A 12,383-nucleotide genomic window follows, 5' to 3' on the forward strand; every position below is an offset into this window, starting at 1 on the left:
CCTCTTAATCTTTCATCTTCGGATCAAGTGCATCGCGCAGTCCATCACCAATCAAGTTAAAGGCAATCATCAAAATACTGATGACAAGGGCTGGGAATAACAAGACATACGGCTGGTGCTCCATCACTTTGTAACCGTCATTGATCAGCGTACCGAGTGAGGCTGCCGGCGGCTGAAGTCCAATCCCGATAAAACTTAAGAATGCCTCAAAGAAAATCGCATTCGGAATCGTGAACATTGTATTGATAATAATAATGCCGAGCATGTTCGGCAATAAGTGTTTAGTAATGATCTTGCTATCTTTCGAACCAAGTGTTCGTGAAGCAAGAACGAATTCTTGTGATTTATACTTCAAAGTCTGTGCACGTACAATCCGCGACATCCCGATCCAACCGGTTATGGAAATCGCGATAATAATGGCGGTTATCCCAGGTTTCATGATCATGATCATTAGAATGACGACAATCAATGTCGGAATCCCAATCAAAATCTCGACAACGCGCTGCATGATATCATCAGTTCGGCCGCCGAAGTAGCCTGAAATCCCACCGTACGCGACACCTACTACCATATCAATAGCAGCTGCAACAAACGCGATGAACAAAGACACCTGCGTACCTTCCCATAAACGAGTGAATAAGTCTCGGCCAAGTCCGTCTGTACCGAACCAATAATATTCATCTACTTTTTTCATTTCATATAAGTCAACTTTTTTTCCTGCTAAATTCCCTACTCCATCCATGATGCCCATTTGCTCAATTCCAGGTACTTTAGGAGGCAAGTTGGCATGACGCAGATTTTGTGCATCCCCTGCATGTCCATTCAAATGCGGACCGATCAATGCCATGATGACCAACAACACGAGAACTACCATACTGACGATCGCAGCCTTATTCTTGCGAAGTCGGAGCCAGGCATCCTGCCAGAAACTCAGGCTCGGTTTTTCAATTCGTTCCGCTTGATCACTTTCAATCGTGATTCGTTCAAAAACTTCTTGAGGTAGCTGTTCATGTTCGATTTCATTGCGCATTCTCATTTACCTCCTGACAAGCGGATACGAGGGTCTATGACGCCATATAAAATATCCACGATAAAAATAATAATGATTAGGAAAGCTGAGAACATCAATGTCGTACCCATAATCGTCGCATGGTCATTAACCATGATAGATGATACGAACTGCTCCCCAATCCCAGGAATAGCAAAAATCTTCTCAACAACGAGTGATCCTGTAACCAATCCGGCAGCCAATGGGCCAAGCACCGTAATTAAAGGTATTAAAGCATTTCTGAATGCGTGTTTAAACGCAATCTCAAAGCCACTTGCGCCTTTTGCTTTTGCCAATGTAATATAATCAGAACTCAATACTTCAATCATCTCAGTCCGTATGAAACGCGCGGATAGGGCAAGCGGTCCCATAGCGAGTGCAAGCGATGGCAGGACACTTGATTTCCAACCGTCATTCCACAGTCCTACCGGTAATAGATGCCACTCAGAAGCGATCCAATACTGCAACAAAGACGCGAAAACAAATGATGGAATGGAGATACCGAGTATCGCAAAAAAGGTGCTTCCGTAATCCCAAAAAGTATTTTGCCTCAATGCAGCAAGCATACCTAACAGGATACCGACGAGAGTCCCAAAGACCATCGCTTGCGCTCCCAAGATTAATGAAGGTTTCAGTCTTGAAGCCAATAAATCATTGACACTTTTTCCTTTAAAAGCAAAAGATGTACCTAAATCCCCTTTTGCTAAGTTTTTCATATAAATTGCATACTGAACGGGCTTCGGCTTATCAATCCCATACTTCTTTTCAACAATCGCTTTTTGCGTGTCATTCAGCTTGCTGTAAGATGCGATAGGTGAACCTGGCAGTGTCTGCATCAGGAAGAAAGAGGCCGTCGCAATCAGTGCAAGGGTAATGAACATATAGACTATACGTTTTACAATATACTTAACCACGCTACGTTACACCTCCATGGGGTTTATTACTTTATACACAACTGAATAGTTAGTGTATTTCCAATAGAAAGTATCTTAAAAAGATTACAACTATTGTTTGTTACTAAAAAGAGAGTATATGGAATACAAATCTCCCATATACTCTCCCCTATGAAACTTACACAGCTTACTTTTTACCTGAGATATAAGCCCACTTGTAGCTATAGTCCGCTCCAAATGGATGATTTACTAAGCCTTTAAAGTATGGTTTTTGTAAAATAACCAAACTACGTTGGTAAATCGGTGCAATTGCTGCGTCATCTTCAAGAAGAATCTTTTCAGCTTTTACAAATGCTTCATAACGTGCTGCAGGATCAAGAGCAAGAGCGCCTTTTGATTCTTCGATTAACTTATCATACTCTGGATTAGAGTAAGACATTAAGTTGTTAGTTCCATCAGTTACGAATAAATCTAAGAAAGAAATCGGATCTTGGAAGTCAGGGCCCCATCCAGATACTTGGATGTCATAGTCCTGGTTAGTATCCAATTCCAAACGTACTGCGAATGGTACTTCTTTCAATTTGATAGTTAACCCTTCCAAGTTAGTTTCCATTTGAGATTTGAAGTACTCATCCATTTTTTTAGAAAGCTCAGTGTCTCCGCCAAGGATTTCTAATTCAAGAGATTCCACACCCAACTCTTCCAAACCTTTTTTCCAATGCTCTTGTGCTTCTTCCACATTATAAACTAGATGGTCGCCGCTTAGATCACGGAAATCTTTTTCATTTTCATCAAATGCAAACTTTGTCGGCACTAAGTAATTTGCAGGTAATGAACCGTTAGCAAGAACTACGTCAGCCATGTCATTTTTTTCGAAAGACTTTGCAATTGCTTTACGGATGTTCTCATTTGCAAGTGGAGTTTTCTCTCCACCCTTTTCTTGGTTAAATTTAAAGTAGAATACAGACGTTTCTGGCTGAATTACTGCTTCTGCATCATCACGATATTGCATAGCCAAATCACCAGATACTCTTGTCCAATCTAACTTTCCATCTTGATAAAGCTTAACGCCAGTTGCAGAATCTTTTATAACATTTACATGAATTTCATTAAGTTTTACTGTATCTGCATCCCAGTAATGTTCGTTCTTCTTATATGTCCAGCTATCTCCCGTTCCGTCCCAGTCAGTTAGAACGAATGGTCCATTAGAAAGAAGTCCGTCAGAATTTGTTGCATATGCATCACCTTTAGACGTTACGAACTCTTCTTTTAGCGGATAGAAAGTTCCAAATGACATTAGTGATAAGAAATAAGGTACCGGACGATCAAGTGTTACTTCAAACGTCTTTTCGTCTACAGCTTTAACCCCTAACTCAGACACTTCCATTTTTTCTTCAGAGATTTCTGTCGCATTTTTAACTACTCCAGACATCATGAATGGTCCATAAGGTGAACCAGTTGCTGGATCAATTGCATGCTGCCAAGCATATACAAAATCGTTTGCTGTTACAGGTGTATCATCTGACCATTTTGCATCACGAAGTTTAAATGTATAAGTCAAACCATCTTCACTTACTTCAGCTTCTTCAGCTGCCATTGCAGGTTCTGCAATGTTTTCTTGGTTCAAACGATAAAGACCTTCGTTAATGTTGTTCAACACGTTGAACCCAACTTGATCTTCAACAATTGCTGAGTCAACAGATGGAATTGCACTCGCCTCTTCCAAGTATAATACTTGTTCAGCGTCCGGCTCGCCAGCTTCTTCTGCTGGTTTCTCTGTTGCCTTATCGTCTTCCTTATCTGCAGCAGGCTTGTCTTCATTCTTGTCGCCTCCACAAGCAGCCAGGAACATACTTAGCACTAATGTAAGCGCCATTAGTAAAAACCACTTTTTACTCTTCAAATCATTGACCTCCCCTTTGTGTTTGTTTGAAAATACTAGCTATTTCATTATACAAGAAAAATTTAAGTATGTAAACGCTAACAATTAAATTATCTTAATTTTAAAGTATTGACGTTGTTTCTACACTTATTATCTCGATTCTTGTATGATGGAAGCTAGAGATGTAATTTATATAGAAAAGAAGGATTTGTATGAAAACTAATATTATTGTCTTTTTCATCACACAAATAGTAATTCTTGTCTCCATATGGTTATTTTACGGTTCATGGTCATTGCTCAACTATATCAACGTATCTTTTTTTGTTAGTTTTCTCCTGCTGTTCATCGGAGCTGTTGTGTATATAATTCGTACAGGCTTCTTTGATTTCTTCATGCAAAGTACACGGAAAGTTCTGGCGCGCAAAGGACAAAAAGAAGCAATTGAATCAATGCGTACGCCTTCAGAAGTCATGTCCGCCAATCCTGCTTGGTTTTTCTTAGCCGGACTTCCTTCATTTTTACTGATGCTTTTGGCGCTGATCTTCTACTATATATAGACAGTAAAAAACAAGCAGCGTCTCAAGCGAGAGCGCTGCTTGCTCCTTATTTACGATCTTCAATATCTAATTTGCTTCCATCTTTGAATTTAATTTCAACTTCTAACTTTTTATAATCATCTTTTAGACCAAATGCTTTCAATACTTGACTGATCGTTTCTTCTTTGGGACTGTCTTTCGTCAAATCAAGCTGTTTCACTTTTGGATATAAATCATCAAATGCTTCTTGACCTTTTAAGTACACGCCATTTACTTCATCTTCTACTTTAACTTCAATCGGCTGTCCTTCGTCCTGGTCGATTTCCGCTTCATATTCATGATCTTTCCCATATGAAATCTCAATATCGATTTCTTTAAATGTTAGCTGATCCATATCCGCCTGCATTTGATCTTTTGTTGAATCTGTCTGGCCGCCGGAATTGACAGCTTGATCATCAGTAATATCCGATTGTTCGCTACCTGTCATTGTGTTCTCACTTTGGTTTGTTGGATTACCATTCGTCCCCTCGGTGTTGTCAGGTGCATTTTTATCCGAACCGCAGGCCGCCAGATTTAATGCCATAATTACTATCAATGTAATAAAAAACCGTTTCATTTATATCTTTCTCCATTCTAAAAGTTCTACAGTTTATCTTTCCCCTTTTCTCGTTTTTTAACCGGTTAATTTTCTCGCTTCAAGGGTATGTTGATAGGTAAAGGAGTGATGTGAAATGAAAAATCCTACTTCATTATCAGCAAGCGATGCCATCAACGCAATAGAATCAGCAGTTCCAATAGAAAAACATTTACGGCGCGCCCACTCATTCGGCATAGCTTTTAAAGCAGTTTTCCAGCCTACAGGAGCAGCGATACCTTGGTCAACTGCGGCACATTTACAGAAGAAGGAAGTCCCGGCAATTGTTCGCTTTTCTCACAGTTCCACCAGTCCTGATTCGAATAAAAGATTAAATCCCGTAAAAGGAATGGCAGTTCGTTTTCATTTAGCTGACGGTACTTTTACAAATCTTACAATGGTAAACTTGCCCGTCTTCATTAGTGAGACACCAGAAGCATTCATCGGGCTACTAAAAACTTTTGACAGCGACAAAAGCGGTTGGTCTGACCGTTTGAATTTCCTATTACATAGTGCGCATTATAAGGCGTTCGCAACAATTCTAAAAAAACTGAAGCCTTTTAAAAATTTTGAAACTCTTCATTACTATGCAATTCACACTTATTACTTGGTCAACGAAAAGCGGCAGCGACAGGCGGTACGCTTTGAATGGCAACCTCTGCCTTCTAACGCAAGCAACTCTGGCGGAACGAACACGGAAAATGCTCTACTCCAAAAAGTTGAAGCAGGGGACCCTATTCGTTTCCGGTTGCTAATTCAACTAGCAGATCAGGGAGATACTGTTGATAATCCAACTATTGCCTGGCCGAGTGATCGAAGAAAGATCGAAGCGGGTGTTTTGACGCTCACTTCTCTTTGCGCAGACAATGCAGAAGAGCTCGTATTTGATCCCACAGTTACTATATCAGGCTTAGAATGCAGCGAAGATCCCGTACTGCTCTTTCGTTCTGCAGCGTATGAAGAATCCGCCAGACGACGTGGTGTAATGAAATAGACCTTCCAATTGTGATTCAGCACAATGGACAATTCAAACTCATAAAATTGATTAATTCAGTAAAGGAATCAATTTCATAATTGCTCTTTTTAAAAATACAAACAAGAGCCGAATTGGCAAATTGTATTTCAAAAAACAGAAATCATGCAGCTTGAAGCAGTTGTAACCTGCTGTTGATTCGATCAGCAGCGAGCTTAGAAGCGTTGTAAATTAAAATTAATATGTCAAAATGAACTTTTGCCCTTTTTCCTGTGCGATAGCGAACGTTATTCAGTTGGAAAAACTCTTTCAAATAAGCGTTGACGCGTTCCACAGCGGTTCGACGATTGAATAGTTTTTTCCACGAATGAGAACCGCGAGCTGGTGCCGTATATCTCCGTAAATCTGTTGTGAGTTTGACTTTATACACCTTCTGACAGATACCTTCATTTACTAGTGGGCACTCCAGGCACTCCTTGGGGCGAGTGTATTTCAGTGTCTCATATTGCGCATCGTAACTGTCATAACGATAGGAATGTTCCCTGAAACAAGTGGGCGCAAAATGTTCATCAAAACCAAGGTACTCCGGTTCATTACGCTTATTATAAGCAATGACAGATCGTTGTCCCATGCGATGCACCTGTTCGTAAATAGCTTCAAAATCGTAGCCGGCATCCATCGTGTGATACATCAAATGAGGAAGTGGAAGCCGTTCTTCAATTCCTTTTAACAGTGGAATTGCGGCTTTTCCATCGTTCAAGTTACCGGAAGAGAACAGGGACTGCAGGATATATTGGCTGGATGCACCCACTGCTAAATGCCCTTTGTAGCCGAACCAATACTCGTTCCGTCCTTCACTGTTTTTCTTGACGCCCCAATGGGGCTCTTGTGGAACCTCGGCACGTAACTGGTGAAGTGGAGCACCTAGCTGGTCTTCAATTTTCTTTTCGTAGATCGGCAGGTTCGCTTTCCGTTCTGCTTCTTTAGCCAACCATTGTTCCCGTTCTTCTTTCTTTTTACGCCCTCGTTTTTTCGGTTCTGTTTTTGGTTTTTCCTTTTTACTCGGTGCTTTGTCACGCGCCTCAAAATGCGTGGCATCGATGGCAATTGTATCATCTAGGATGAATCCTTCCGCGATAGCGTCCAGAATGGTGGTTTCCTGTACGTTTTCCAAGACGTTCGTTTCGCTCAACTTGGTCAGAAGGCGGCTGTATGAAGCCTCTGAAGGTACAGCATCCGAGACCTTGAAGCCGCAATCCAGCTTAAAAGACAGATCATGTGTTAAGCGTTTCACCAAGTCCTTGATGGTCGGAATCCGCTCGATATACCGCGCGAATACACTCACCATCATGGCTCCATAATTCAATTCGATCGGTGCACCAAATCGTGATTTCTTATTGATTTCAAAGAAGATAGCATCCAGATCAATGGCAGCCATGATCTCTTCATATTTTTGGGTAGGTTCCATATCGTATAATTCTTGGATGCCAAATAGGCTCTCTTGTCGTATAATGGTCATAAGGAGTACTCCTCCAGTCTTTTTGGGATGTTTTGTCGACTACCATTATACAAGACTTGGGGAGGTACTTCTTTTTTGATGCCTTCAACCCCATGGGAGACAAGGGCCTGGAATTATGAAATTCATTCAATTAATTAAAGAAAGAATGAAAGCTGATGACTATGAATTAGGACTTCAAACAATTATTACTACACATTCATCTCATATTGTTTCAGAATGTGATTTTGATGATATTCGTTTTCTAAAAAAACAGGGATCATCATCTGTAGCTAAAAACTTTAATGAGCTTGAGAAAATATATGGGGATAACGAACAAACGTTTAAATTTGTAAAACAATATCTAACATTAAACCGTTCAGAATTATTTTTTGCAGATAAAGCTATATTCATTGAAGGAGACACTGAAAGATTATTACTTCCTGCAATGATGAAAAAAGTTGATACGAATCAATCGACAGACATACCTTTACTTTCACAGAATATATCAATTATTGAAGTGGGTAATTATGCCCATCTTTTTGGGAAGTTAATTAGTTTCTTGGGCATTAAAGCACTAATTATTACAGATATTGATTCTGCCAAGATGATAGAGAAGGAAAGCAAAAAAGGAAAGAAATATGAAGTGCCTCATAGGAGTGATCCTACCGAGGGGACAGTTACAACCAACTCATCCTTAATAACCTTTCTTGGAACAAATGACTTTAATAAAATAAAATCTATGAATAGTAATAAGAAGACTTTAAGATTTTCACAAAAGAATAGTGTTGATAGATATTTAATTAATCAAAACGGCAATTTTAGAATAGCATACCAAATAGAGGAAAATGGTAATCAAGCAAGCAGTTTTGAAGACGCCTTCATTCATTTAAATAAAGACTTTCTCAAAGCTAATAGTGATAGGTTTCAGCAGGGTTTGAAAAATAGAAAAAAGTTAGAAGAGGATCTTTCCCCTTATAAATTAGCTGAGGAATGTATAGATAAGAAATCGGCATTTGCTACAGAAATACTACTATTAAGTGATTCTAATTTTAGTGAATGGAAAACTCCAGGGTATATTGAGGAGGGGCTAAGATGGTTACAAGTGCAATAGAAAAAGAAGTCGTAAAAGCTTTAAACTGCATTGAACAGAAACAAAACTTTGTACTTTCGGGTGGTGCTGGAAGTGGTAAGACTTATTCTCTAATTTCTCTTATCCAAGAAGTTACAAGACGTTATCCTTTAAAGTCTATTGTTTGTATTACTTATACTAATAATGCTGTTCGTGAAATCCAATCAAGAAGTGATAATGAAAAACTAATAGTTTCAACAATACATGAATTTATGTGGAGGATTATTAGAAAATATCAAAAGGAAATAAAGGAAGTCATTGTGGAGATAGTTAATGACACTGAACAAAAACTATTCAAGAAACCTGAAGGTATGGATTATTTTACTGTAAATGAATTACCTGAGAAAATTGAATATGATGAGTATATCAGCTTGAGAAATGGGAAAATCAGTCATGACCATGTTTTATTGGTTGCTCAAAAGATGTTTAGTAAATTCCCTAAGCTATCTGATATTTTAAAGGACACAGCCAATTTTATCTTTATTGATGAGTATCAAGATACTGATCCCAAAGTTGTGGATATATTTTTAAATCAAATAAACAAAAGTAAAAAAGAATGTATTGTTGGTTTTTTTGGAGATTCTATGCAATCTATTTACGATACAGGTATCGGAAGTTTAGAAAGGTTTAGTTTGGAAAGGATTGACAAAGTACAAAATAGACGAAATCCCAAATCTGTTATTGACCTTGCTAATAAATTAAGGGAATCAGTGGATTCTATACAACAAGAGCCCTCTCAAGACAATACTGCTCCGAATATGAAGGACAGTAAAATTATTAATGGAAGTGCTCGATTTATTTATGCAAATAATATAGATTCTCTAGAAGAGTTAAAACGACATAAGTTTTTTCAAGATTGGGATTTTAAAAATGGAATAAACACTAAGATACTTTGGTTAACGCATAAATTTAATGCAAATAATTCTGGATTTAATGATTTATTTGAGTTATATGATAACGATAAAATTTATGATTTGATTGATAAAATAAGAAAGAAAGTAAGTAGTGATAATATTGCTACAGAAAATAAGACCTTTGAAGAAATAGCTATTGAAGTAAATATTGTTAAAGGTAGAAATAGAGAATCTGCTCTTGAAGCGATTAAAAACGATGAATATTATTCTAAATTTTATTCACAATTAAAATCATTATTATGGAAAGATGAGATAGAAAAAACATGGATTGATAGTGAGTCGCTTTTATCATATAAGTTAAATGGTCTCACTGGAGAATATGAAGGTACTTCTAAGAGAGATAAAATTTTACTACAGTTAGACAAAATCTACGAACTAATAGAATTTTATCAAGAAGGAAAATATAATGAATTTCTACGAAAAACCAAATACAAAATTAAAAACTATGTAGATAAGGAAAAGCTATATAATGAAATGACTTATTTTACAAATATAGATGGTAAATCTATACATGAGGTGTTTCAAAAAGCTGTAGATATATTTCATACAAAAATTGATGATAATTTTAATGAATTCGTTAATGGTAGAGGAAAATATTTATGGGATAGACTAAAATACATCCCTTTCCAGTCGTATATCAATTCAATTAATTACCAAAGGGAATATTTGCCTTATGCCACTCAACATAGTGTAAAAGGAAGCGAATATGATAACGTTCTAGTAGTTCTTGATAATGGAAAATGGAATAAATACGATTTTAGAACTCTGTTTGGTAAGGGTTCAGTAAATGAAAGCGTTATTAGTAGAACCAAGAAAATCTTCTATGTGTGTTGTACGAGGGCAAGAGAAAACTTAATTGTATTCATGGTAACAGATGATAATGCAATTATTGAAAGTGCCAAAATATTATTTGGTGTTGATAATACGTTAGATGCCAATTTAATCTTAAAAGACTAAATTTTTAAGTGAATTATTTGTCAAAAAAATGGAGTTAAATATCCTAAAATACAAATTTAATAATGCTTTTTGTATTTTATAATAGTCTTCTCATACGTCACAGTATAAAACTGTGGCGTTTTTTATATTTTTTCACAATAATAAGGAGGTTTATTTTGCATGAAACGAATTGCAATCCGTTCTCCAACTGCTAGTAAATGATTGTAAGGGTTAAAAAATAAAATATAGAAAGGAAAATGAAAATGGAATTAAAACATGTAATTCCAAATATGGAAAAAACATTTGGGAATCTAGAATACGCAGGAGAAGGAAAAGTTGAACAGAGAAGGATTAATGGTCGCATGACAACATTATCACGCAGTTAGAATCTGTATTCAGATATTCAACGTGCAGATGATATTGAGGTAATCTTACCACAAGAAGCTGGAGAAAAATTCTTTGAACATGAGGAAAAAGTAAAGTTAGTTAATGCTAGGATTACCGCAGAAGGTTATAAAATTGGTGATCGTGGATTCACGAAATACATTTTACATGCTGACGATATGGTCAAAGCATAAGGAGGAAAAAACATGAGATTAGCAGAAGGAATTGTCATTGATAAAGAAAAGACATTCGGATTATTAAAGTTTTCTTCATTACGTCGGGAAGTGTTTCTACAAAATGAAGATGGTACGGTATCAACGGAAGTAAAAGAACGCACATATGACTTAAAATCTCGTGAACAAGGGCGCATGATTCAAGTCAGTATTCCTGCTTCCGTTCCATTAAAAGACTTTGATTATAATGCGGAAGTGGAACTAATTAATCCTGTCGCAGATACAGTCGCAAATGCAACTTTTCGTGGAGCGGATGTGGATTGGTATATCAAGGCAGATGATTTAATTTTAAAAGGGAAAACAGCATCGCCAGGCACTAATACTCAAAAAACCACACCATCCAAAGATAAATAATGAAATTTTACCGAAGAAGAGGGAAGCGAATCCGACCAAGTGACGCCTCTCTCTTTTTTCAATTTATTTTCTTTGGACTGTTTGGTGTATGGCTTATTTGCTTTATCCCTTTTCATGTATTTTTTTTACTTTCTACAACGTGGGAAGTTGATTCATTTCAAACTCACTTTGTAAGTAGGTATGGGTTAATATCATTAATCTTTAGTTTGGTCATGCTGACAATTTGTGCTTTTGTTTATTATCGGTATCGTTATAATCATCTAAAACAGTTGATGCATCGTCAAAAGCTCGCAAAGATGATTTTAGACAATCAGTGGTATGAAACCAAACAAGTGGTGAATGAAGGATTTTTCAAAGATATCCCATCTAGTAAGGCAAAGGAAAAAATCAGTCATTTTCCAAAGATGTATTATCGGTATGAAAAAGGCATGATTCATATTCAAGTAGAAATAACGCTTGGTAAATATCAAGAGCCACTTTTAAATTTAGAAAAGAAGTTAGAAAGTGGTCTGTACTGTGAACTGGTATCAAAAGAATTACATGATTCCTATGTGAAGTATGTGCTTTTTTATGATATGATTGCGAATCGTATTTCGATTGATGAAGTTGTTGCGCAAAATGGTCGCTTAAAACTCATGAAGGCAATGGATTGGGAGTATGATCAGCTGCCACATATGTTGATTGCTGGCGGAACAGGTGGTGGAAAAACGTATTTCATTCTTACGTTAATTGAAGCACTGTTAAAAACGAATGCAAAGTTATATATCTTAGATCCGAAAAATGCCGATTTAGCCGATCTAAATACCGTCATGCCTAATGTCTATTATAAAAAGGAAGACATGATTGACTACAGCCATGCGATTGTTCCACTCTTGCCATGTTTTTGGCCCACTTCTGACATTGAATTGTTCCACCCTTGCCATAGGGGAATCCACGCAAATTATTCCTAAAACAGCCATCGAACCAAAT

Annotated in this window: 11 protein-coding genes and 1 pseudogene; 7 read left to right on the forward strand and 5 right to left on the reverse strand. The window is 37.3% G+C overall.

Going from position 1 to position 12,383, the window contains the following annotated elements; all coding sequences use genetic code 11:
• Nucleotides 1-4: 4 nt before the first annotated feature.
• The 3 genes from opp3C to Q1J64_RS05350 all read right to left on the reverse strand — a co-directional run bounded on the left by opp3C (nt 5) and on the right by Q1J64_RS05350 (nt 3,844).
• Entirely contained in the window at nt 5-1,030 is a 1,026-nt protein-coding gene (gene opp3C, locus Q1J64_RS05340) for an oligopeptide ABC transporter permease (RefSeq protein WP_301108049.1), read from the reverse strand.
• Nucleotides 1,031-1,032: 2 nt separating this feature from the next.
• Nucleotides 1,033-1,962 (reverse strand): oligopeptide ABC transporter permease, encoded by a 930-nt coding sequence (opp3b, locus tag Q1J64_RS05345; protein WP_301108050.1) that lies wholly within the window; start codon nt 1,960-1,962, stop codon nt 1,033-1,035.
• Nucleotides 1,963-2,128: 166 nt separating this feature from the next.
• Nucleotides 2,129-3,844, reverse strand: coding sequence for a peptide ABC transporter substrate-binding protein (locus Q1J64_RS05350; RefSeq protein ID WP_301108051.1), 1,716 nt, complete (start codon nt 3,842-3,844; stop codon nt 2,129-2,131).
• A gap of 191 nt (nt 3,845-4,035) precedes the next feature.
• On the opposite strand from Q1J64_RS05350, the gene Q1J64_RS05355 reads away from it, so the two are divergent.
• Nucleotides 4,036-4,380: a DUF3899 domain-containing protein gene (locus Q1J64_RS05355; protein ID WP_301108052.1), complete on the forward strand. Its 345-nt coding sequence runs from the start codon at nt 4,036-4,038 to the stop codon at nt 4,378-4,380.
• A gap of 46 nt (nt 4,381-4,426) precedes the next feature.
• On the opposite strand, the gene Q1J64_RS05360 is transcribed toward Q1J64_RS05355, so the two are convergent.
• Nucleotides 4,427-4,975: a YusW family protein gene (locus tag Q1J64_RS05360; RefSeq protein WP_301108053.1), complete on the reverse strand. Its 549-nt coding sequence runs from the start codon at nt 4,973-4,975 to the stop codon at nt 4,427-4,429.
• A 115-nt stretch (nt 4,976-5,090) separates the two neighbouring features.
• On the opposite strand from Q1J64_RS05360, the gene Q1J64_RS05365 reads away from it, so the two are divergent.
• On the forward strand, nt 5,091-5,987 hold the full coding sequence (locus Q1J64_RS05365) for a catalase (protein WP_301108054.1): 897 nt from the start codon (nt 5,091-5,093) through the stop codon (nt 5,985-5,987).
• Nucleotides 5,988-6,129: 142 nt separating this feature from the next.
• On the opposite strand, the gene Q1J64_RS05370 is transcribed toward Q1J64_RS05365, so the two are convergent.
• Entirely contained in the window at nt 6,130-7,485 is a 1,356-nt protein-coding gene (locus tag Q1J64_RS05370) for a transposase (protein WP_301108055.1), read from the reverse strand.
• Nucleotides 7,486-7,600: 115 nt separating this feature from the next.
• On the opposite strand from Q1J64_RS05370, the gene Q1J64_RS05375 reads away from it, so the two are divergent.
• The 5 genes and pseudogenes from Q1J64_RS05375 (at nt 7,601) to Q1J64_RS16665 (ending at nt 12,364) form a co-directional block, all read left to right on the forward strand.
• Complete coding sequence (locus Q1J64_RS05375) at nt 7,601-8,575, forward strand: ATP-dependent nuclease (RefSeq protein WP_301108056.1); 975 nt, start codon at nt 7,601-7,603, stop codon at nt 8,573-8,575.
• Nucleotides 8,557-10,464: a UvrD-helicase domain-containing protein gene (locus tag Q1J64_RS05380; RefSeq protein WP_301108057.1), complete on the forward strand. Its 1,908-nt coding sequence runs from the start codon at nt 8,557-8,559 to the stop codon at nt 10,462-10,464. Before Q1J64_RS05375 ends, Q1J64_RS05380 begins: the two co-directional genes overlap by 19 nt.
• Before the next feature lie 242 nt (nt 10,465-10,706).
• A pseudogene (locus Q1J64_RS05385) lies at nt 10,707-11,021 on the forward strand (YdcP family protein).
• Between the two features lie 12 nt (nt 11,022-11,033).
• Nucleotides 11,034-11,414 carry a YdcP family protein gene (locus tag Q1J64_RS05390; protein ID WP_301108058.1) on the forward strand — a complete coding sequence of 127 codons (381 nt, stop codon included), beginning with the start codon at nt 11,034-11,036 and terminating at the stop codon, nt 11,412-11,414.
• Nucleotides 11,415-11,710: 296 nt separating this feature from the next.
• Nucleotides 11,711-12,364: an FtsK/SpoIIIE domain-containing protein gene (locus tag Q1J64_RS16665; RefSeq protein ID WP_367183492.1), complete on the forward strand. Its 654-nt coding sequence runs from the start codon at nt 11,711-11,713 to the stop codon at nt 12,362-12,364.
• The last annotated feature ends 19 nt before the right edge of the window (nt 12,365-12,383 follow it).

This window comes from Sporosarcina sp. (assembly GCF_029257255.1).
Lineage (GTDB): Bacteria > Bacillota > Bacilli > Bacillales_A > Planococcaceae > Sporosarcina.

Coding starts and splice junctions, on each gene's coding strand:
- opp3C (WP_301108049.1), bottom strand. CDS start 1,030: ATGCGCAATGAAATCGAACATGAACAGCTACCTCAAGAAGTTTTTGAA.
- Q1J64_RS05355 (WP_301108052.1), top strand. CDS start 4,036: ATGAAAACTAATATTATTGTCTTTTTCATCACACAAATAGTAATTCTT.
- Q1J64_RS05360 (WP_301108053.1), bottom strand. CDS start 4,975: ATGAAACGGTTTTTTATTACATTGATAGTAATTATGGCATTAAATCTG.
- Q1J64_RS05365 (WP_301108054.1), top strand. CDS start 5,091: ATGAAAAATCCTACTTCATTATCAGCAAGCGATGCCATCAACGCAATA.
- Q1J64_RS05370 (WP_301108055.1), bottom strand. CDS start 7,485: ATGACCATTATACGACAAGAGAGCCTATTTGGCATCCAAGAATTATAC.
- Q1J64_RS05375 (WP_301108056.1), top strand. CDS start 7,601: ATGAAATTCATTCAATTAATTAAAGAAAGAATGAAAGCTGATGACTAT.
- Q1J64_RS05380 (WP_301108057.1), top strand. CDS start 8,557: ATGGTTACAAGTGCAATAGAAAAAGAAGTCGTAAAAGCTTTAAACTGC.
- Q1J64_RS05390 (WP_301108058.1), top strand. CDS start 11,034: ATGAGATTAGCAGAAGGAATTGTCATTGATAAAGAAAAGACATTCGGA.
- Q1J64_RS16665 (WP_367183492.1), top strand. CDS start 11,711: ATGATTTTAGACAATCAGTGGTATGAAACCAAACAAGTGGTGAATGAA.